At 72.5% G+C, this 19,408-nt stretch carries 19 protein-coding genes; 10 read left to right on the top strand and 9 right to left on the bottom strand.

Annotation, left to right across the window (positions count from 1 at the left end; all coding sequences use genetic code 11):
- Positions 1-46: 46 nt before the first annotated feature.
- Positions 47-898, top strand: coding sequence for a sensor histidine kinase (locus ACWEOZ_RS39655; protein WP_451915832.1), 852 nt, complete (start codon positions 47-49; stop codon positions 896-898).
- Entirely contained in the window at positions 895-1,560 is a 666-nt protein-coding gene (locus ACWEOZ_RS39650) for a response regulator (RefSeq protein ID WP_451915831.1), read from the top strand. Before ACWEOZ_RS39655 ends, ACWEOZ_RS39650 begins: the two co-directional genes overlap by 4 nt.
- A gap of 6 nt (positions 1,561-1,566) precedes the next feature.
- Here ACWEOZ_RS39650 and ACWEOZ_RS39645 read toward each other — a convergent pair whose 3' ends face one another.
- Positions 1,567-2,067: a MarR family winged helix-turn-helix transcriptional regulator gene (locus ACWEOZ_RS39645; protein ID WP_451915830.1), complete on the bottom strand. Its 501-nt coding sequence runs from the start codon at positions 2,065-2,067 to the stop codon at positions 1,567-1,569.
- Between the two features lie 73 nt (positions 2,068-2,140).
- Here ACWEOZ_RS39645 and ACWEOZ_RS39640 point away from each other — a divergent pair, with 73 nt between their 5' ends.
- Both ACWEOZ_RS39640 and ACWEOZ_RS39635 read left to right on the top strand, forming a co-directional pair.
- Entirely contained in the window at positions 2,141-4,198 is a 2,058-nt protein-coding gene (locus ACWEOZ_RS39640) for an MMPL family transporter (RefSeq protein ID WP_451915829.1), read from the top strand.
- A complete protein-coding gene (locus ACWEOZ_RS39635) occupies positions 4,195-5,082 on the top strand; it encodes a polyprenyl synthetase family protein (RefSeq protein ID WP_451915828.1) in 888 nt (295 codons plus the stop codon). The genes ACWEOZ_RS39640 and ACWEOZ_RS39635 overlap by 4 nt, the downstream gene beginning before the upstream one ends.
- On the opposite strand, the gene ACWEOZ_RS39630 is transcribed toward ACWEOZ_RS39635, so the two are convergent.
- Both ACWEOZ_RS39630 and ACWEOZ_RS39625 read right to left on the bottom strand, forming a co-directional pair.
- Entirely contained in the window at positions 5,072-5,770 is a 699-nt protein-coding gene (locus ACWEOZ_RS39630) for an anti-sigma factor (protein WP_451915827.1), read from the bottom strand. The genes ACWEOZ_RS39635 and ACWEOZ_RS39630 overlap by 11 nt on opposite strands.
- Complete coding sequence (locus ACWEOZ_RS39625) at positions 5,724-6,296, bottom strand: RNA polymerase sigma factor (RefSeq protein ID WP_451915826.1); 573 nt, start codon at positions 6,294-6,296, stop codon at positions 5,724-5,726. Before ACWEOZ_RS39625 ends, ACWEOZ_RS39630 begins: the two co-directional genes overlap by 47 nt.
- 146 nt (positions 6,297-6,442) lie before the next feature.
- Here ACWEOZ_RS39625 and ACWEOZ_RS39620 point away from each other — a divergent pair, with 146 nt between their 5' ends.
- The 4 genes from ACWEOZ_RS39620 (at position 6,443) to ACWEOZ_RS39605 (ending at position 10,310) form a co-directional block, all read left to right on the top strand.
- A complete protein-coding gene (locus ACWEOZ_RS39620; protein ID WP_451915825.1) occupies positions 6,443-7,264 on the top strand; it encodes a DUF4397 domain-containing protein in 822 nt (273 codons plus the stop codon).
- On the top strand, positions 7,261-7,935 hold the full coding sequence (locus ACWEOZ_RS39615; protein ID WP_451915824.1) for a class F sortase: 675 nt from the start codon (positions 7,261-7,263) through the stop codon (positions 7,933-7,935). Before ACWEOZ_RS39620 ends, ACWEOZ_RS39615 begins: the two co-directional genes overlap by 4 nt.
- 311 nt (positions 7,936-8,246) lie before the next feature.
- Positions 8,247-9,866 carry a hypothetical protein gene (locus tag ACWEOZ_RS39610; protein ID WP_451915823.1) on the top strand — a complete coding sequence of 540 codons (1,620 nt, stop codon included), beginning with the start codon at positions 8,247-8,249 and terminating at the stop codon, positions 9,864-9,866.
- A gap of 120 nt (positions 9,867-9,986) precedes the next feature.
- Positions 9,987-10,310, top strand: a complete 324-nt coding sequence (locus ACWEOZ_RS39605) for a hypothetical protein (RefSeq protein WP_451915843.1) — start codon at positions 9,987-9,989, stop codon at positions 10,308-10,310.
- Between the two features lie 77 nt (positions 10,311-10,387).
- Here ACWEOZ_RS39605 and ACWEOZ_RS39600 read toward each other — a convergent pair whose 3' ends face one another.
- On the bottom strand, positions 10,388-12,595 hold the full coding sequence (locus ACWEOZ_RS39600; RefSeq protein WP_451915822.1) for a putative bifunctional diguanylate cyclase/phosphodiesterase: 2,208 nt from the start codon (positions 12,593-12,595) through the stop codon (positions 10,388-10,390).
- A 64-nt stretch (positions 12,596-12,659) separates the two neighbouring features.
- Positions 12,660-13,640, bottom strand: a complete 981-nt coding sequence (locus tag ACWEOZ_RS39595; RefSeq protein ID WP_451915821.1) for an aldo/keto reductase — start codon at positions 13,638-13,640, stop codon at positions 12,660-12,662.
- 62 nt (positions 13,641-13,702) lie between these two features.
- Between ACWEOZ_RS39595 and ACWEOZ_RS39590 the strand changes: the two genes are divergently transcribed.
- On the top strand, positions 13,703-14,686 hold the full coding sequence (locus ACWEOZ_RS39590; RefSeq protein ID WP_451915820.1) for an ArsR/SmtB family transcription factor: 984 nt from the start codon (positions 13,703-13,705) through the stop codon (positions 14,684-14,686).
- A 23-nt stretch (positions 14,687-14,709) separates the two neighbouring features.
- On the opposite strand, the gene ACWEOZ_RS39585 is transcribed toward ACWEOZ_RS39590, so the two are convergent.
- Positions 14,710-14,871 carry a hypothetical protein gene (locus ACWEOZ_RS39585; RefSeq protein ID WP_451915819.1) on the bottom strand — a complete coding sequence of 54 codons (162 nt, stop codon included), beginning with the start codon at positions 14,869-14,871 and terminating at the stop codon, positions 14,710-14,712.
- 289 nt (positions 14,872-15,160) lie between these two features.
- Here ACWEOZ_RS39585 and ACWEOZ_RS39580 point away from each other — a divergent pair, with 289 nt between their 5' ends.
- Positions 15,161-16,069 carry a FadR/GntR family transcriptional regulator gene (locus tag ACWEOZ_RS39580; protein ID WP_451915818.1) on the top strand — a complete coding sequence of 303 codons (909 nt, stop codon included), beginning with the start codon at positions 15,161-15,163 and terminating at the stop codon, positions 16,067-16,069.
- 63 nt (positions 16,070-16,132) lie between these two features.
- Here the strand turns inward: ACWEOZ_RS39580 and ACWEOZ_RS39575 are convergent, their stop codons facing one another.
- The 3 genes from ACWEOZ_RS39575 to ACWEOZ_RS39565 form a co-directional block, all read right to left on the bottom strand.
- Positions 16,133-17,305: a hypothetical protein gene (locus tag ACWEOZ_RS39575; protein ID WP_451915817.1), complete on the bottom strand. Its 1,173-nt coding sequence runs from the start codon at positions 17,303-17,305 to the stop codon at positions 16,133-16,135.
- A gap of 826 nt (positions 17,306-18,131) precedes the next feature.
- Complete coding sequence (locus ACWEOZ_RS39570) at positions 18,132-18,830, bottom strand: cutinase family protein (protein ID WP_451915816.1); 699 nt, start codon at positions 18,828-18,830, stop codon at positions 18,132-18,134.
- A 260-nt stretch (positions 18,831-19,090) separates the two neighbouring features.
- The coding region (locus tag ACWEOZ_RS39565; RefSeq protein WP_451915815.1) for a hypothetical protein at positions 19,091-19,408 on the bottom strand (318 nt) is incomplete at its 5' end.

Here is a 19,408-nt window from a genome sequence, read left to right as displayed (position 1 = left end):
ACCGTGGTCCGACGCCGGACGCGCGGACCACACGTAGGGTGCGGGGGTGCAGGAGGTACGGCAGCGACCCGCCCGCCGGTCCCGGGTCTGGCCGGTCACCGGGGCGGCCCTGCTCACCCTGGTGCTGATGCTGCTGCTCGCCGGGGCGGACGGGGTGCTCGCGGTGGTGATGCCGTCGCTGATCGCCGTGGGCGCGGTGGCCCTGGCGGCCTGGGCGATCTGGCGCAGTCACACCGACCGGGTGGCCTACGAGGCCCGGCTGACCCGCTGGGCCGCCTCGGAGGCCGTGCTGGCCGAGCGTCTGCGCCTGGCCGGGGATCTGCACGACATCGTCTCGCACGGCCTGGGCCTGATCACGGTGCGCGCCGCCGCGGCCCGGCTCTCCGGCGACGCCGGCGAGGCGCGGGCGGCCCTGTCCGACATCGAGTCCGCCGGGCGCGAGGCCACCGCCGAGCTGCGCCGGATGCTCACCGTGCTGCGCACTGCCGGTGACGCCGGGCCGCGGCAGCCGGCGGAGGATCTCAGCGGGCTGCCGGCGATCGTGTCCGGCGCCGGGGCCACCGGGGTGCGGGCGCGCCTGACGCTGGAGCCGATCGGCCCGGTCTCGCCGGGCGTGCAGGTGGCGATCTGCCGGACCGTGCGGGAGGCACTGCACAATGTGGCCCGGCACGCCGGCCCGAGCGACGTCCGGGTGCACGTCCACCGCGACGGCGGCACCGTGGTGGCGAGCGTGCACGACAGCGGCCCGGACGGACCGTGGCCCGGCACACCCGGCGCCGGGCACGGGTTGATCGGCCTCCGGGAAAGGGTCACCGCTCTCGGCGGCACCCTGCACGCCGGGCCGGTCGAGCGGGGGTTCCGGGTGGTCGCCCGGATCCCCGACCGGGAGCCCGGATGAGCGCCGTACGGGTGCTGCTGGTCGACGACCAGCCGTTGCTGCGGCACAGCCTCGCGATGATCATCGGCACCGCCCCGGACCTGGCGGTGGTCGGCCAGGCCGGTGACGGCGCCGAGGCGCTGGAGGTGGCCCGGCGCACCCGGCCCGACGTGGTGCTGATGGACGTCCGGATGCCCCGGCTCGACGGGTTGCAGGCGACCCGGCGCATCTGCGCCGCCCCGGAGCTGGCGGCGACCCGGGTGGTCGTGCTGAGCATGTTCGAGCTCGACGAGTACGTCTACGAGGCGCTGCACGCCGGCGCCTCGGGTTTCCTGCTCAAGGACGCCCGGCCGGAGGAGCTGATCACCGCGATCCGCCGGACCCACGCCGGCGAGTCGCTGTTCGCCCCGTCCATCCTGACCCGGCTCGTCGAGCACTACGTCGCGGTCCCCCGCACACCCCGGGCGCCGTCGCCGCGGCCGCTCACCGCCCGAGAGACCGAGGTCCTGACGCTCATCGGGCGCGGGCTGTCCAACGACCAGATCGCCGCGCGGCTGACCATCTCGGTCAAGACGGTGAAGACGCACGTGTCGCATCTGCTGACCAAGCTGGCCGCCCGCGACCGCGCCCACCTGGTGATCGCCGCCTATGACACCGGGCTGGTCACGCCCCGGCCGCGCTGAGCCGGGTCACTCCGCCGCTGGACGAGCCGCGCGCACCTCGGTGTGGTGCTCGGCCAGCGCCTCGTTCATGCCCTGCAGGAAGCGGCGCACCAGGGCCAGGTCCTCGTCGCTGAAGCCGGCCATCACGTCGTCGGTGCGCTTGCCCAGCGGGCCGAAGAACTCCAGGGCCAGGGCCATGCCGGGCTCGCCGTAGCGCAGGTGCACGACCCGGCGGTCGGTGCTCTCCCGGGTGCGGCGCAGGTGGCCGGCGCGTTCCAGCCGGTCGATGGCGGCCGTGGTGGCGCCCGAGGAGAGCCCGATCGCCTCGCCGAGCCGGCCCGGGGTCAGCGGCGCGCCCCGGCCCTCGGCGTGCATCACCGCGATCAGCGCCTGCAGGTCGGTGGGGTGCAGCCCGTGCCGCTGGGCGAACGCGTGCCCCACGTGCTGCGCCTCGACGCTGTACGCGCGCAGCAGGTTGACGATCTCCTCGCGGAGCCTGTCCCGCTCCGTCTTGCGCGCCCGGTACACCCGCCCAGTGTTGCAGATGCCGTCGCATTGATGGAGACTCTCGATGGTAGAGATTCTTTGCCGTGGAGGAATGATGGTGCTTCGGACACTCACCGGACGGCTCACCGCATGGCTGGTGCTCGTGGTCGCCCTGCTGCTCGGCGGCTCGGTCATCGCGAGCGCGGGCGAGGTCCGCACCGCCAACGACCCGACCGCGTCGCTGCCCTCGGCCGCCGAGTCGACCAAGGTCGCCGCCCTGCAACGACAGCTGCCGTCGGGCCAGGAGAACCCCGCCCTGGTCGTCTACAGCCGCGACGGGCGACCGCTCACCGCCGAGGACACGGCGAAGATCGAGGCCGACGCCAAGGCGTTCCGGGCCGGGAGCCCGCCGGTGTTCTCCGACAAGCGGGACGCGGCGCTGGTCGCCGTCCCCCTGCCGGCCGCCGCCCCGGCGGACCAGACCATCGCCGCGGTCGCCGGCCTGCGTGACACCGCGCGCGCCGGGCTGCCCGACGGGCTGACCGCCCAGGTCACCGGCGGCGCCGGATTCGCCGCCGACATCGCCGACAGCTTCACCGGCGCCAACACCAACCTGCTCATCGTGACCGTCGTCGTCGTGGCGCTGCTGCTGCTGGTCACGTACCGCAGCCCGCTGCTCTGGCTGGTGCCGCTCGCGGTCGTCGGCCTCGCCGACCGGGTGGCGAGCGGGCTGGTCGCCGTGCTCTCGCGGCACACCGACCTCACCATCGGCGACTCCACCGTGGGCATCGTCACGGTCCTGGTGTTCGGCGCGGGCACGGACTACGCGCTGCTGCTCATCTCCCGTTACCGCGAGGAGCTGCACCGCCACGCGGACCGGCGCGAGGCGATGCGCCGGGCACTGCGCGGGGCCGGCCCGGCCATCGCGGCCAGTGCCGTCACGGTCGTGCTGAGCCTGCTCACCCTGCTGCTGGCGAGCCTCGGTGACACCGTGGCGCTGGGCGTCACCTCGGCACTGGGCATCGCGGTGGCCGCACTCTTCGCCCTCATCGCCCTGCCCGCCGCGCTCGTGGTCTGCGGCCGGGGCCTGTTCTGGCCGTTCATCCCGCGTGTCGGTGCGGGCGGCACCGAGCAGGAACGCGGCGTCTGGGCCCGGGTCGGCCGCGGCGTCGCCCGCCGCCCCGGCCTGGTCACCGTGGTCTCGCTGGTCGTGCTGGGCGTGCTGTCGACCGGCCTGATCGGCACCCGGCTCGGGCTCTCGCAGACCGAGCAGTTCCGGGTCGAGGCCGAATCCGTGGACGGGCTGACCACGCTGAGCCGCTACTTCCCGGCCGGTGCCGCCGACCCCACCGTGGTGACGACCTCGCCCGCCGACGCGGACGAGGTCCTGGCCGCCGTGCGCGGCACGCCGGGCGTGGCGCAGGCCCGCGAGGCCGAGCGGGCCGGGCAGATCGTCAGCATCAGCGCGGTGCTGACCGCCGCGCCGGACACCCCGCAGAGCTACGCGACCATCCGGGCGCTGCGCGATGCGGTCGGCGACGACGCCCTGGTCGGCGGCAGCGTGGCGATCGCGATGGACACCCGGGACGCGTCGCGGGTGGACCTGCGCGTGATCGTGCCGGTCATCCTGCTCGTGGTGCTGCTGGTCCTGGGCCTGCTGCTGCGCGCGGTCGTCGCCGCCGTGCTGCTGATCGGCACGGTGATCGCCAGCTTCGTCGCCGCCCTGGGCGCCGGCTCGTGGCTGTTCCGGGAGCTGCTCGGCTATCCCGGCCTGGACAACCAGGTGCCGCTGTACGCGTTCCTGTTCCTGGTGGCGCTCGGCGTCGACTACAACATCTTCCTGGTCACCCGGGCCCGGGAGGAGGCCGTGACCCGCGGCACCCGGGCCGGGATGATCCACGCCCTGGCCGCGACCGGCGCGGTGATCACCAGCGCCGGCATCCTGCTCGCGGCGGTGTTCGCGGTGCTGGGCGTGCTGCCGATCATCACGCTCACCCAGATCGGGGTGATCGTCGGTCTCGGCGTGCTGCTGGACACGCTGCTGGTGCGTACGGTCCTGGTCCCGGCCCTGGCCACGCTGCTGGGCGACCGGTTCTGGTGGCCGGCCGACCCGGCGGCCCCGCACCGCGCGCACCAGGCGGGACCGGTGGAGCAACCGGCGGCGGTGGCATGAGCGCCGACGGTCTCGCCGCCGCCGAGGCTGTGCTGACCGAGGCGCTCGACGATGTCCCGGCGTCTCTGCGCGAGCCGTGCCGGCGGCTCGCGCGGGCCGGAGGCGAACGGCTGCGGGCCGGGCTCCTGCTGGCGGTGGCCGGCCGGGCCTGGCCCGGCACGTCGCGGCGCACGGCCGTGGCCGCGGCGGCCGTGGAGCTGCTGCACCTGGCCGCGCTCGTGCACGAGGACCTGCTGCACGAGGCCCCGGTACGCCACGGCGTGCCCACTGTCAACGCCAAGGAAGGCACCACCGTCGCCTTGCTCGCGGGCGACCTGCTGATCGGGCTCGCCCACCGGCTCGGTGCCACCGCCGGGGCCGGCACGCTGCTCAGCGACGCCCTGACCGGACGCTGCACCGGGCTGGCCCTCGAGACCGACAGCCTGTTCCATCCCGAGACGGACGCGACCACGGCGCTGCGCATCGCCGAGCTGAAGACCGGCACCCTGCTGGCCGCGGCCGGCCGGCTCGGCGCGGTCGTCACCGCGTCACCCGAGGACGGTCTCCAGGAGTACGGCCTGGCCTACGGCACCGCGCTGCACCTGCTCGACGACGTCCGCGATCCGGGCTCGTCCTTCGCCGCCGGGATCGTCACGCTGCCTGCCGTGCACGCCCTCGCCGTCCGTCCGGAGCTGCGCCGCCTGCTGCGTCCCGGCCTGGACGAGGCACACCGTCAGCAGGCCGGTGAGCTGCTGGCCCTCGGCGGGCCACCGACCACGACGACGATCGCTCAGCTGCTCGACCTCGCGGAGGCCGCCCGGCCGGATCTCGCCGGAACGACGAAGCGGTGCCGGGACAGTCAGCTCGCGCTGATGCCCCGGCACCGCCCTGTGCTCAATTCGTGAGCGTGCCCCGCAGCAGGCTCTTGCCGGAATGCGCGGCGTCACCGTCGTACGCCTCCGCGGACACGTCCACCAGCCGGTAGCGGTTGAGATCCGCACCCGGCGGGAGCGGCAGCACCACGTCGGCGGCACCCGAGAGCGCGGCACTGGACAGATTGCCCATCGCCATCATTCTCGTCGTGTCGTCCGGGTCGATGAGCCACACCTCGTAGTAGCCGGTCGTCAGCGGCAGGTTGCGCACGTCGAGGCGCAGCTTGCTGCCCCCGATGACCTCCGCGGCTCCCCCGGCCGCCACCGGCGCACCGCCGAGCCGGGCCAGACTCGCCTTGGCCGTCACCGGCGGCGGCGTCGGACGATCGGTGAACTGCTGCACCATGACCGTGCCGGCGATGGCGAGCACTGCGGCGGCCGCCGCCGCGAGCACGGGCAGCACCCAGCGCCGTTCCCGCCGCTGGGGCAGGCGCCGCACAGGTGCGGTCACCGCGGCCTCGATGCCGGCCCAGACGCGTTCGGGCGGCGGCGGCAGCGCCCGCAGGCCCTGCGTCTCCGCGCCCAGCTCGGCGACGTGCCGCAGGTCGTCGATCTCCGCGCTGCAGCCCGGGCACTCGGCCAGGTGGACGGACTCGTCGGTGTCCGCCGTTTCCTCAGAGAGCGCGAGAAGGACCAGCCGATCGGGATCCAGATGCTGCACCGTCCACCTCCCACCGTCGTCGTAGATTCGCCATGCCCCGCCGGATATGGCTCTTGACCGTGCCCAGTGGCAGTCCGGTCAGCGCCGCTATCTGCGGATGAGTGAGGTCGTCGTAGAACGCCAACTCCAGGCTGCGCCGTTGCTCGGCGGGCAACTGGGCCAGCTCGTCGGCCACGACCAGGCGGTCCAGCACGCGTTCCGGGCTCTCCTCGTCGGCGACGGGCTGCGCCCGTACCGTCGTGGCCACCCGCTCCTCGCGGGCCGCCGACCGCAGCCGGTCGACCGCCTTGCGCCGGGCGATGCCGAGCAGCCAACCGAGCATCCCGCCGCGTTCCGGATCAAACGTAGCGCGACCCTGCCAGGCCGCCACGAAGGTCGTCTGGGTGACGTCCTCCGCATCGGCTCGATTGCCCAGCAGGCGTACGCCGAGATAGAGCACCGCGCCGCCGTAGCGGTCGTACGCCAGGCGTAGCGCGTGCTCGTCGCCCGCCCGGAAGCGTTCGGCGAGTTCGTCGTCGGGATTCATCGGCCCCCTTTCCACCTGCTCATTCGCTCCCCGGCCGGGCCGTGGATGCAGCGAGATCTATTTTTTTCGTGGTGCATCCAGCCGCGCCGGACCCAGCGAAACCACCGGTTGTCCGAACCCGGATACCCACTCGCTAGGAGAATTCGATGCGTCTTGTGCCCCTGCGCCGCGTGACCGCCGTCGGCGCGGCCACCCTGATCGCCTTCGGCGGTCTGGGCGCGCTGACCGCCACTCCCGCCTTCGCCGCCACCTCCCAGGTCTCCGTCGTGCACGGCATCCCCGGGCAGAACGTCGACGTCTACGTCAACGGCAAGAAGACCCTGCCGGACTTCGCTCCCGGCAAGGTCGCGGGCCCGCTGTCGCTGGAGGAGGGCAGCTACGACATCGCGCTGACCAAGCCCGGTGACGATATCAGCAAGGCCCTGCTCAAGGTGGACGACGCCGAGATCCCCGGCGGCGCCAACATCAGCCTCGTCGCGCACCTGAGCGAGGACGGCAAGCCGGCGCTGACGCCGTTCGCCAACGACGTCAAGAAGGTCGCCGCGGGCCAGGCCCGGATCATCGTGCGGCACACCGCCGCGGCCCCGGCCGTCGACGTGCGCGCGGGTGGCAAGCCGGTCTTCGAGGACCTGACCAACCCGAAGGAGGCCAAGGCCGACCTGCCCGCGGGCTCGGTCGAGGCCGACGTGGTGCTGGCCGGCACGGACACCGTGGCGATCGGCCCGGCGGACCTGAACCTCAAGGAGGGCACCGCCACGATCGTCTACGCGGTCGGCTCGGCCGAGGACAAGACCCTCGACCTGGTCACCCAGACCATCACCGGCCTGCACTCGGCGCCGGGCGGCGTGCCCAGCGGCAGCGGCGGCCAGGCCGACCAGGGCCTCGGTCTCGCCTGGTACGCGCTGGCGGCGGCCGGTCTGCTGATGCTCGCCCTCGGCGCGCGCCGGCTGGTGCCGGGTCGCCGATGACCGTCGGATCCCCGGGCGCGATCCGCAAGGGCCGCGCCCGGCTCCTCGTCGTCGCCGGGCTGGTGCTGCTGATCGTGGTGGGGGTGGTCGCGTATCTGTCGCGGCCCGCACCGTCCGTCGGCTCGTCGGCGGTCGCCGCCCTGGAGTCGGCGACGCCCACCGCGTCGTCCGCTCCCCCGGCCGCGGCCGCTGTGCCCGAGGCCGAAGCCCCGGCCGACGAGGTGGCCCCGGCGCGGCTCCGCATCCCCGCGCTCAAGCTCGACGCCTCCGTGGCCGAGGTCGGCGTCGACGCCGGGACCGGTGAGTTCGACGTGCCGCCCAGCGTCGACCGGGTCGGCTGGTACCGCTTCGGCCCGGGAATGACCGCGACGGCCGGGTCGATCGTCGTGGCCGGCCATGTGGACAGCGCCGATCAGGGCAAGGGCGCATTCTTCCGGCTGAGCAGCCTGGAACCGGGTGACAGAATGACGCTGGCCGGGCCGGACGGCACCGATCGCGCATTCCGGGTCGTGGCCCGGGAAAGGTACAGCAAGACCCGCATTCCGCTGGACAAGTATTTCGCCCGTGACGGTGCTCCGCGGCTGACGCTGATCACCTGCGGCGGGCCGTTCGACAGCAAGACCCGGCACTACCGCGACAACATCGTCGTGACCGCGGAACCCGTGTCCTGACAGCGATCTGCCCGCTCGGCCGACGCCGGGCGGGCAGATCAGCGGGTACGCTCACCGCGACGGCCCGTGTCCGCCGTATCCCCCGTTCGGTGGAGGCGGGACATCGGCCGAACGGTGGATGCCGAGGGTTCGGAATGCGACCCATATTTTTGCATTAATTTGGCCCTAAGAAAGCCTCAATTTTCGCTGGGAAATTGGTGTGGACGGGCGCCGGCTCTTAACGTCTGCATGCCGGTACCTTGCCGGGCCACCACAGGGGCCCGCGGACCGGCTCATCCGCCAATGAAATGGTTACAGAAGAGGTGCCACCCATGCGAAGGCCGACTTACCGTCGGGCCGCCCAGCGCCGGGGCCCGGACCGTCGCATCATCGCCGCGGTCGCCGTACTGATCGCCTTCGGCGGGGTGATCGGTGTCACCCAGATCTCCAACGCGGACGAGAGCAAGACGGTGGCCTGCGAGGCCCCCGCCGCCGCCGACCCGGCCGCGCCGGCCGGCAAGAGCGCCGCGACCGACCCCAAGGTCGGCACCTACACGGACAAGGACGGCGACGTCCAGCACAAGGGCGACGGGCAGCTGGCCAAGGGAGAGAAGGCCCCGAAGCCGCAGCCGGTCGAGAACTGCACCACCGGCAAGACGACCGCCAAGCAGGTCAACGGGCTGCAGATCCTCGCCAACAGCTGCGAGGACAGCAAGCTCGACGCGCACGACGGCTTCCAGAAGGGCGACCGCTGCGTCTCCACCGAGTTCGGTGAGGTCGGCGAGCAGGCCAAGAACCCGACGCTGCTGATCACGGACTTCCCCGAGTCGGTGAAGGCGAACACCCCCTTCACGCTGAAGGTCAGCACCCGCAACCTGGTGCGCGACCGCTTCCTGGCGGCCGGCCAGGGCGGCTACTACGTGGAGAGCTCGGTGCTCACCGCGGAGGGCCTGGTCCGCGGGCACTTCCACACCGCCTGCCGGATGCTCGCCGCCACCAACGAGGCGCCCGACCCGGCGCCGGTGCCCGCGTTCTTCGTGGCCACCGAGGACAAGAAGGGCGGCGCGCAGCCCGACACCGTCACCATCCAGGTCCCGGGCCTGCCGCAGGAAGGCATCGCGCAGTGCGCCTCCTGGGCCGGCGACGGCTCGCATCGGATCCCGATGATGCAGCGCGCCAACCAGACCCCGGCCCTGGACGCGGTACGCGTCAAGGTCGAGGGTGGCGACGAGGATCCGCCCGCCGAGGAGGAGCCCCCGGCGAACCCGCCCGCTGACAACGGCGGCGGCAACAACGGCGGTGGCAACCAGGGCGGCGACGGCAACAACGGCGGCGACGGTCAGGGCGACGGCGGCCAGAACAACGGCGGCGGTCAGGGCGACGGCAACCAGGACGGCGGCCAGAACAACGGCGGCAACCAGGGCGGCGGCAACCAGGGCGGCGGCGACCAGGGTGACAACGGCGGTGCCGCGAACCCCGGTGCCACCGCGACCCCGAGGACCGAGACCGGCACGACGCCGCCGAAGACCGGCACCGTGACGATCCCGCCGAAGAACGGCGCCGACGCGCCCAAGCCGGTCAAGACCACCAAGCCGGCCCCCGCCACCGGGCCGGAGAAGTCCGACGACAAGCCGGCGAGCAACGACGAGTCGGAGGGCGACAACCAGTCGGCCGGCGACGACACGGAAAACCCGGAGCAGGCGGTGGCGACCAAGACCAAGAAGCCCCGCGCGACCCAGGAACCGGCCGCCCAGGTCGTCGCCAACGACGACAGCGACGACGGCGCGCCGGACCTGCAGGCGGAACAGAACGTGCAGACCGGTGACGACTCGAAGCTGGCCCTGACCGGGGCCAACTCGATGACGTTCATCCTCGGCGGCGCGCTGCTGATCCTCTGCGGCGCGGTGGTCCTCGGCGCGACCCGGCGCCGCCGGGCAGCCGCCCGGGACTGACGACAACGGCAGATGTTCGCGCGGTCACCTGTCCGGTGACCGCGCGAACTGCCGTTCCGGCCGGCGGTTAGGGTCCAGGGCGTGCCAGGACTCAGGAGAACGATGCCGGCCGGCTGCACGGTGACGGTGTGCCGGGACTGTTGCTGCGGCAACGCCCGCAAGCACCCGAAGGTCGACCACGACGGCCAGCTGGTCCGGCTGCGCGAGTCGCTGCCGGCCCCGCATCAGGTACGGGTGAGCGAATGCCTGGACGCCTGCGCGGAGGCCAACGTCATCGTGGTCCACCCGGAGCCCGGCGCCCGCCGCCGCGGTGCCCGGGCAGTGTGGTTCGGGCTGGTCGGCGACGACGCGGTCGAGGAGGACATCGCGGCCTGGGTCCGCGCCGGCGGTCCGGGCGTGGCCCCGATGCCGGCCATCCTCGAGCTCTCCGTGCTCCGCCGCTGAGCCCCGGCGCGGCCCCGCCGCGCCGGCGCAGGCGGAACCGCCGGCCCGTGAGTCGGCCGGGCCACCCGGCCGCGGCGTCAGAGCTCGGCCGGGACCGGCTCGCGGGCCAGCAGACCGGTCACCGAGGCCGCGTCGCCGGGCCGCCCGAACAGGTACCCCTGGCCCTGGTCGCAGCCGATCTGCCGCAGCATCATCCACTGGCCGTCGGTCTCGATGCCCTCGGCCACCGTCTGCAGCCGCAGCGCCCGCCCCAGTCCCACCATCGCGTCCACCAGCGCCACATCGTCGGCGTCCGTGTCTACCTGCTCCACGAACGTCCGGTCGATCTTGATGATGTCGACCGGGAGCTGCTTGAGGTAGTTCAGCGACGAGTAGCCGGTGCCGAAGTCGTCGATCGCCAGCCGTACGCCCAGCGTCCGGAGCGCGCGCAGCGTCTCGATCGCGCCGGTGATGTCCTCCATCAGCATCGACTCGGTGATCTCCAGGGTCAGCGAGCCGGCCGGGATGCCGGCGTCGTCGATCGCCGCCGCCACGTCCGCGACCAGGCCCGCGTACTGGAACTGCCGCGCGGACAGGTTGACGTTGACCTTGAGGCCGGCCGCGGCCGGCGTCTCGCGGCGCCAGCGCGCCAGCTGCGCGCAGGCCTCGCGCAGGACCCACCGGCCGAGCGGCACGATCAAGCCGTTGGCCTCGGCCGTGGCGATGAACTGGTACGGGCTGAGCAGCCCGTCCTCGGGGTGGCGCCACCGCACCAGGGCCTCGACCGCGGTCATCCGCTGCGTGGTCATGTCCACCACCGGTTGGTAGAGCACGACGAACTGCTCCTGCTCCAGCCCCAGCTCCATGTCGACGCGCTGCTGGGCCTCCTCCAGCACCGAGCGGGACATCGACGGCGAGAACACCGCGTACGCGTTGCGGCCGGCCCGCTTGGCGGCGTACATGGCCAGGTCGGCGTCGCGCAGCAGTTGCCCGGCGGGCAGGTCGCCGCCGGCGATGCCGATGCTCAGTGAGCAGGTGACGTCGCGGCTGTCCAGCCGGATCTGCTCGCGTCCGGCCAGCAGCAGCCGCTCGGCCAGCGCGACAGCGTCGGCCGCCGCCACGTCCTCGACCAGGATCGCGAACTCGTCACCGCCGAGCCGGGCCAGGGTGTCGCCGGGGCGCATCTCGGCCCGCAGCCGCCCGGCCAGGGTGGCCAGCAGCTCGTCGCCGGCGCTGTGCCCGAGGTTGTCGTTGACCAGCTTGAAATCGTCGAGGTCGATGAGCAGCACGGTGACACCACCACCGGCGCGACGCTGGACCGCCTGTTCGAGCCGGTCGCGGAACAGGGCCCGGTTCGGCAGTCCGGTCAGCGAGTCGGTGAACGCCTGTCGGCTGAGCTGCTCCTCGAGGTCCTTGCGCCGGCCGATGTCGCGCAGGCTGATGACGGCGGCGCGCAGGTCGGCGTCGTCGGTCCGGTTGGTGCCGATCACGTCCAGGTGCAGCCAGGTGCCGTCGGGCCGGCGCAGCCGCGCCTCGGTGCGGGCCGTGCCGCCGGGCACGGCGAACAGGGCGGCCATCCACTCCCGCAGGCCGGCGAGCTCGTCGGGGTGGGCCAGTTCCACCATGGCCTTGCCGGTGACCTCCGCGCCGGTGAGACCGAAGATCCGCTGGGCCGACGGGCTGGCGTAACGGACCGCGCCCGTGACGTCGATCGCGAACACCGCGTCGGAGGCGGCCTCGAGCAGCATCTCGGTGCGGTGCTCGGCGGCCTGCCGGCGCCGGTCCAGCCGCCGCCGGCTGCGCGCGTTGATCGAGCTGAACGCGACCAGGCAGGACATGATCGCGACCAGGGAGACGGTGGAGACGGCGTTGGTGCCGGTGAGGTCGGGCAGCAGCGCCAGGTAGCCGGCCACGGCCACCGTCCCCAGCGCGACCACCGGGGCGGGCCCGTACAGGGACGCGGCCGCGACCAGGATCAGGGCGACCCCGGGCAGGTAGAGCATCAGCCCGTCCTGGTCGAGCCGGGAGAACAGGAACAGCAGCGGCAGCTCGGCGACCCACCACAGGACCAGCCAGCTGCGGAGCCGGGCGCTGCGGACCAGGCGGGCCCAGGGCAGCAGGGCGGCCAGGATCTGCACGAGGGCCGCGGCGAGCACCGGACCGAGCAGCCAGCGCCGGTCCGGCGCCCAGTCCACGGCCACCCGTACGCAGCCGAGCAGGGTCACCCCGGCGGCGACCGCGGCACCGATCCGGATCTGCCGCGCCCAGTACTCCGCGGTGCTGTCGTCGAACTCCGCCGGTTGCACGAGCCCTGTGATCGGCAGCCCGGCAGCCTTCGTGAGGGAAACCGGGCCCTGAGGCGTACCCCCGTCACCATGCCCACGCCTCAGGGCCCGGACCGCCGTTGCCGACGGGCGGGAAGATCCGGTCCAGCTCATCCAGGGTCTCCGCGGAGAGCTCGGTGTCCAGTGCCAGCAACGGCAGGTCCAGCTGCTGCGGCGTACGCGGGCCGAGCACCGGCGCGGTGACCCCGGGCCGCGACAGCAGCCAGGCCAGCGCGACCGTGGTCGGCTCCTGTCCGAGGCCGGCGCACAGCTTCTCGAACCGCTCCAGCGCGGCGCGGTGCGGCTCGACCCGTTCCGGCGCGTGCAGGACGCTGCGGCCGGTGCCGCCCTCGCGCTGCTTGCGCAGCGCGCCGGACAGCGCACCGAAGTGCAGCGGGGAGTACGGCAGGATGCCGATGCCCAGCTCCCGGGCGGCGGGCAGCACCTCCAGCTCGACGTGCCGGGTGAGCAGGTTGTACTTGGGTTGCTCACTGACCAGCCCCAGATAGTGGCGCCGGTCGGCGGCGGCCTGGGCGCGGGCCAGATGCCAGCCGGCGAAGTTCGACGAACCCGCGTACCGGATCTTGCCCTGTCCGGTGAGCGTCTCCATCGCCTGCCAGATCTCCTCCCACGGGGTGTCCCGCTGGATGTGGTGCAGTTGCAGCAGGTCGATCCAGTCGGTGCGCAGCCGGCGCAACGACGCCTCGCAGGAGGCGATGATGTGCCGCGCGGAGAGGCCGCCGTCGTTGGGCCAGTCGCTCATCGGCGCGTAGACCTTGGTGGCAAGCACGATCTTGTCGCGGGCGCCGGACTTGTCCAGCCAGCTCCCGATGAACCGCTCGCTGAGCCCGTCGCCGGTCTCCCGGCCGTACATGTTGGCGGTGTCGACGAAGTTGATGCCCGCGCCGAGCGCGCGGTCGAGGACGGCATGGGACTCGGGTTCGCCGATCTGCCAGGCGAAATTCATGGTGCCGAGGCAGAGCCGGCTGACCCGCAGGCCGGTACGGCCGAGGTGCACGTAACGCATGACACGACCGTAGGGTCGTATACGCGATGGCCCGAGCCGTTCGACCGTGCTCGAATGGTCGGATGATCCGGCTCGCATTCGCTCCCGCCGATCTCGCGGGCGTCCGGTTCGCCCACTCGCCGATGGCCGAGGTGATCGCCAGCAGTGTGGCGCTGACCAAACCGGACCAGTTCTGGATGTACGCCTCCTGGCGCGCCCAGGTGCGCCCGGTGCTGGCGGCGGCCCGGCTGGAGACGTTCCTCGCCGTGGTGGCCCGCCGGCAGGGCTGGGTGCCGGACTTCTTGAGCCCGGTGCCCGCGACCGCCCGGCCGCTGCTGCGCGACGAGCTGGCGGTGATCGCCGAGACGCCGCTCGACCAGGTCGCGTGGGAGGTGCAGTACGCATGGCGCGGGGTCCCGGACGTGCCGCCGGTGATCGCCCGCTTCGAACGGGATCCGGCCGGCGGGCTGGCGGTGCTGCTGCGGGAGATCCGGCAGTACTTCGAGCTGGCGCTGGCGCCGTACTGGCCGAGGCTGCGCGCGGCGGCCGAGGCGGAGATCGCCCACCGCGCCCGGGCGGCGACCGAGCACGGGCCGCGGGCCCTGATCCGCGACCTGCACCCGAGCCTGACCTGGGACGAGACGGCCCTGCGGATCGGTCAGGGCGGCAGGGAGTCCGACTTCGGCCTGGACGGGCACGGGCTGGCGCTGCTGCCGTCCGGCTTCGCCGGGCCGAAGGTGTTCGCGGTGACGGAGACGACGCAGGGGCGGGCGTTGTGGTATCCGCCGCGGGGCTACGGGGCTCTGTGGGACGGCACCGCGCGCAGCGAGCCGACAGCGGCGCTGGCGGCGCTGCTCGGACCGACCCGGGCGGCCGTGCTGACTTTGCTGGCGGTCCCGCACAGCACCGGTGAAGTGGCGGCGGCACTGGGCCTGGCGGCGGCGACGGCCTCTCACCATTTGACGACGTTGCGCGATGCGGGACTGATCGCCGGTTCCCGGGTCGGACGGAAGCTGGAATATCTGCGGACCGGGCTGGGTGAGCAGCTGGGCGGCGGTGCGGGCTGACCCGCCGCCCTCGGTCACATTTCTCAGTTCAGCAGGCTGGAGAGAGTGGCGATCGCGCCGGCGAGGGTGACGCCGAACCAGGGGATGGCGGACAGGCAGGTGCGGGGCCAGGTGGCGCCGTTGGCGCGGTGCAGGGCCGCGGCTGTCGCAGCGGCCACCACCGCGAGCACAAAGGACGCCAGCACAACGGTGAAGGTCAATACGGCGCCGGGATTCATCGGGGCCGCCGGGGTTCAACAATGACCATGGTGCATCCCTCCTGATGATCACCTGTCCCGGTTTGTTGCCGGGAAGTGAAAGTCAGACTAGCACTGACGCTATCCCGTTTAAAGAATGAAACATAACCTCTTCTGGTACGACCAGAATGGATCTTCGTTGCTGATCTCCGTACCGGAAGAATGGATCTTTTCCCTTGGCCGGTCGCACCTCCCCGGCTATTCCGGAAACACCGGTCCTCATGATTAGATTTTGTCCATGGCAGAAACCGATGTGGACGCCGAGGAGAAGACCCGGGGCTCCGGACGGGCCGCCGTGCGCATCCTGGGCGACCTGATCGCGGCCGGTGACCAGCTCCGCCCCGGCGACGTGGTGAGCCTCGACTACGTGATGGAGCAGAGCGGCGGCAGCCGGGCGCTGGCCCGCGAAGTGCTCCAGGTCCTGCAGATCAAGGGCCTGGTGACACTGCAGCCGCGGGTCGGGGCCAAGGTCCAGCCGGTCGAGCAGTGGAACCCGTTCGACCCGGACGTGATCGAGTGGCGGCACCAGGTGGCCCCGCGCGTCCAGATGGACCTGCTCACCCAGCTGCGCGAGGCGGTGGAGCCGCAGGCGGCCCGCCTCGCCGCCCAGCGCCCGTCGGCGGACGTGTGCCGGGACCTGATCAGTCTCAGCCGCCGGCTCAAACGGCTGGGCCTGGCCCGGGACGAGTTCCGCGACCCGGGCGAGGCCGGCCGCCGGCACCGCGAGCGGTACCGCGCCACGGACGAGGACTTCCACGTGGTGCTGCTCAAGGGATCCGGGAACGACATGTTCGTGGCCCTGAGCGCCCCGGTGACCAAGGCGCTGAACTACCGCATCGAGCGCGCCGCGAGCGGGCCGGCGGGCACCGTGCGCCCGGCCGGCCCGGTCAGCAAGTTCCCCGAGGTGCCGGAGGAGGAGTCGCTGTGGCTGCACCTGGGCCTGGCGCACTGCGTCGAGCAGGGCCTGCCCGAGGCGGCGGAGACGTTCTCCCGCGCGATCCTCGAGGAGGTCCGCGGCGGGAGCCGGTCACGGGTCCGCCGGTACGCGATCAGCGAAGCGCTGAAGGAGATCGACCTCTCGATGGTGCACGAGGAGGACCGCGACGGTTTCGCCGCGGCCATCAACGCCATCGCGGGCGAGATCTGACCGCCCTGCACTGCCCGATGCTGCATCCGATCGTCCGGCGTCGCTGGTGTCCGGTCGGAGCGCTCAGCCTCGGCCGATGTTCCAGACGACGGCGTGGCTGCCGGCTCCGGTGACCGCGATGGTGCCCGCCACCAGGCCACGGTCGTTGATGAACTGCACCGAGCCGCCCGTGACCCCACGGTCCAGCGGGCCGAGGTCGACGACGCCGGCGCCACGCCAGACCACGCCGCGGCTGCCGCCCAGATTCGCCACGCCGGCCACGCTGCCGGCCCCGTTCATCGCGGTGGCCAGGCCGGGGACTCCGCTGAGCGCGGCGAGGTCGGTCGCCGTACCCCGGTGCCAGCGCACCGCCCGCAGGTCGGAGCTGTCGCCGGCATTGCCCCCGACCTGGCCGCGGTCGTTGATCCCGACCGGATAGCTCTCGGTCCCGCCGAGCGCGCCGAGGTCGGTGAAGACCCCGTTCTCCCAGAGGAAAGCGTGCCACCCGGAGTCCGGCACCCGCACGGTGCCGACGACCTGGCCCCGCTCGTTGACGTCGATGGCGATGCTGGCGATGCCGACCGGCGGCGTGAGCCGGATGAGCCTGCCGTCCCGCCACAGGGCGGCCTCGGTCTCGGCCCCGTCGGCGCTGATGGTGGAACCGGCGATGTCACCACGATTGTTGATGTCGTCGGCGAGGGTGTCCCCACCGAGCCCGGGCAGATCGGTGGCGACGCCGTCCCGCCAGACGAACGCCTGGCCGTACTGTCCGCTGGTGGCGGTGTAGCGGGTGCCGATGACGCGGCCGAGGTCGTTGAGCCCGGTCACCGAGATCCCGTCACCGGTGACGGCGGCGAGGTCGCGTAGGACGCCGCGACGCCAGAGGAACGGGCGGGCGGCGCCGGCCGCGGTGAAGGCGGTGCCGGCTACGTCGCCGCGTTCGTTGACGTCGACGGCGTAGCTCGAGCCGCCGCCGGGGAGGGTGCCGAGATCGGAGAGGGTGCCGTTCCGCCAGCGGAAGGCGTGGGTGGCGCCGGTGGCGGTCTCGCTGGAGCCGACGAGGTAGCCGGAGTTGCTGAGGGCGGTGGGATTGCTCCAAGCGCCGCCGAGGGTGCCTACGTCGCGCGGGATCAGCGGGGCGGTGGCGGCGTGGGCGGCCGACGTAGGGACGGCTGTTGCGGCGAGTGTGGCGATGACGGCTGTGGTCAGGAACCTGCTGGGACGCATCTTCTCCCCCTCCAGAATGTGGCGTTCCATCGCCACTCTGCGGGGTCGGTGCGCTCGGCGTCTGTCCTTCGATCGTCCATGATGGATGGGTTGATCGGCAGGCTGTGGGTGCGGTCGCTGCCGTCCCGGGTGTCCGGACCTCTTCCTGTCCGCACCCCGCCCTGTCCGGCACCGCCCGCCCTATCGGACACCGCCCCGCCGTGTCCGCACCGCGCTGCACTCGCCGATCGGCGATCGGCAATCTGCACGCCCGCGGAGCGCCCGGCAATCAGCGTCCGGACCCGGGCACCGGCGCCCGGCAGGCATCCGGAAGACGGCTCTGGGCGAGACTCGGTGGTGCGGAGTAGATGTCGGCCAATCGCGCAGCGACTGACCGCGCGTCGTCCAGTTTCCAATGACGCCTGATCCGCGTCCGCCTCGGTAACGCAATTCCAGCAAACATAGGACCGGCGACCGGCCGTCGCGAATCGGCGAGGGGCGTCGGCTACGGGCGTGGGCGACCGACGACCGGCGTGGGCGACCGGCGTGGGCGACCGGCGTGGGCGACCGGCGTGGGCGACCGGCGACCGGCGACCGGCTTGGCGATCGGCGACCGGCGACCGGCGATCGCCGACGGGAGTGGGTGATCGGCGACCCGCCAGCCACCAGCCACCAGCCCCAGCCACAGCGACCGGCGACCGGCGACCGGCGACCGGCGACCGGCGACCGGCGACCGGCGACCGATAATCGGCGATCAGCCGTCGGGGCATCGGCAATCGGTGGCCGACGACCGGTAACAGCCGGTGGCCCGCTACTCGCGACCGGGGATCCTCGGCCCGATAACCGGGGACCCACGGCCGCGAGGTATGAGCGCGTCTCAGCCCAGTCGCTGCGCGACGAATGCGGTCGCGTCGTCCAGGAACTTGTTGTAGTCCAGGTGTGCGGCCAGGCTTGTTCCGCCCTGGCAGAAGCGGTCGTTGCGGTTGCAGAAGGACTGCGTTCGGTCCGCGAAGGCGTCCAGGCCGCCCGCGCCGCGCGGGAAGACGCCGTTGCGGGTGCCGGTGCCTACGTTGAAGTCCTCGCCCGCGGTGAACGTCGGGTCGCCGAAGAGCAGGACCGCCGCGACCCGATCGGACAAAGCGGCCGGGATCGCCAGCTGTCCGGCGGCACGGCCACGGACCGACCTGCCCGCGAGAGCGTCACCGACCACGTTCGCGCCCTGCGAGTAGCCCATCAGGACGAACTTGGTGTCCGCGCACGCGGCCGCCGTCTGCTGCACGTCCGCGGCGATGCTCGTGACGCCCTGCCGGACGCTGGCCGTGTAGTTGAACGAGGCCGGATAGTCGACAGCGGTCGACCGTACGGTCTGCGGCAGCTCACGGGTGAGTTGCTGGGCGAGTGGCGTCAGCAGCACGCCGAGGCCGGGTCGTTCGGTGGTACCCCGAGCGCCGATGACCTCCACATCGGGGCAGGCGTTCCGGGGCGCCTGGGCCGCGAACGTCAATGGTGCGACAAGCAGGCCGGCCGCTCCGACAACACCCGTCGCCGCGATGGTGAGAACTGTGCGTAAACGCATTTCGTCATCCCTTTCCGAAGGGCGGAGGACTATATGCATTCCATACGCAGAAACCCGGGAGCCCGCCCAACGCTGAGGATTAAGTCACATCCAGTGCAGAAATGATCCGCAGGTGGCCGCCATCCGTAGCACCTCCGGCGGCCTGACCGGGCGGGTCGCGGCCACGCCGCACCACTCGCCCGAAAGTGAATGTGCGTCCATTTATCGGCGGCTGGGCTGATCGGCGACCCCCGCACCCCGTCGCACCCTTTGCGGCGAATTCACCATTCGCACCGGACGCGCGTGAACCGTTTCGCCAATAGGCACAATGGACAATCGCACCTGCGGACTCCCGTGAGGAGCCGGTCGAACCCGGGCACGCGCGAAGGTCCGCGCTCGGCGCCGGCGGCCGAGCCTTTCCCGCCGGGCGGCATCTCAAGGCCAAGCGGCATCTCAAGGCCAAGCGGCATCTCAAGGCCAAGCGGGATCACAAGGCCGAGCAGGATCACAAGGCCGAGCAGGATCACAAGGCCGAGCAGGATCACAAGGCCGAGCAGGATCACAAGGCCGAGCAGGATCACAAGGCCGAGCAGGATCAC

The organism is Actinoplanes sp. NPDC004185 (assembly GCF_053603475.1).
This window is presented reverse-complemented; position numbering and strand designations above follow the sequence as displayed.

Bases quoted from the DNA above. Each gene is read 5' to 3' on its own strand.
- ACWEOZ_RS39650 (WP_451915831.1), top strand. From the start codon at position 895: ATGAGCGCCGTACGGGTGCTGCTGGTCGACGACCAGCCGTTGCTGCGG.
- ACWEOZ_RS39640 (WP_451915829.1), top strand. From the start codon at position 2,141: ATGGTGCTTCGGACACTCACCGGACGGCTCACCGCATGGCTGGTGCTC.
- ACWEOZ_RS39635 (WP_451915828.1), top strand. From the start codon at position 4,195: ATGAGCGCCGACGGTCTCGCCGCCGCCGAGGCTGTGCTGACCGAGGCG.
- ACWEOZ_RS39625 (WP_451915826.1), bottom strand. From the start codon at position 6,296: ATGAATCCCGACGACGAACTCGCCGAACGCTTCCGGGCGGGCGACGAG.
- ACWEOZ_RS39620 (WP_451915825.1), top strand. From the start codon at position 6,443: ATGCGTCTTGTGCCCCTGCGCCGCGTGACCGCCGTCGGCGCGGCCACC.
- ACWEOZ_RS39615 (WP_451915824.1), top strand. From the start codon at position 7,261: ATGACCGTCGGATCCCCGGGCGCGATCCGCAAGGGCCGCGCCCGGCTC.
- ACWEOZ_RS39610 (WP_451915823.1), top strand. From the start codon at position 8,247: ATGCGAAGGCCGACTTACCGTCGGGCCGCCCAGCGCCGGGGCCCGGAC.
- ACWEOZ_RS39595 (WP_451915821.1), bottom strand. From the start codon at position 13,640: ATGCGTTACGTGCACCTCGGCCGTACCGGCCTGCGGGTCAGCCGGCTC.
- ACWEOZ_RS39590 (WP_451915820.1), top strand. From the start codon at position 13,703: ATGATCCGGCTCGCATTCGCTCCCGCCGATCTCGCGGGCGTCCGGTTC.
- ACWEOZ_RS39580 (WP_451915818.1), top strand. From the start codon at position 15,161: ATGGCAGAAACCGATGTGGACGCCGAGGAGAAGACCCGGGGCTCCGGA.
- ACWEOZ_RS39575 (WP_451915817.1), bottom strand. From the start codon at position 17,305: ATGGAACGCCACATTCTGGAGGGGGAGAAGATGCGTCCCAGCAGGTTC.
- ACWEOZ_RS39570 (WP_451915816.1), bottom strand. From the start codon at position 18,830: ATGCGTTTACGCACAGTTCTCACCATCGCGGCGACGGGTGTTGTCGGA.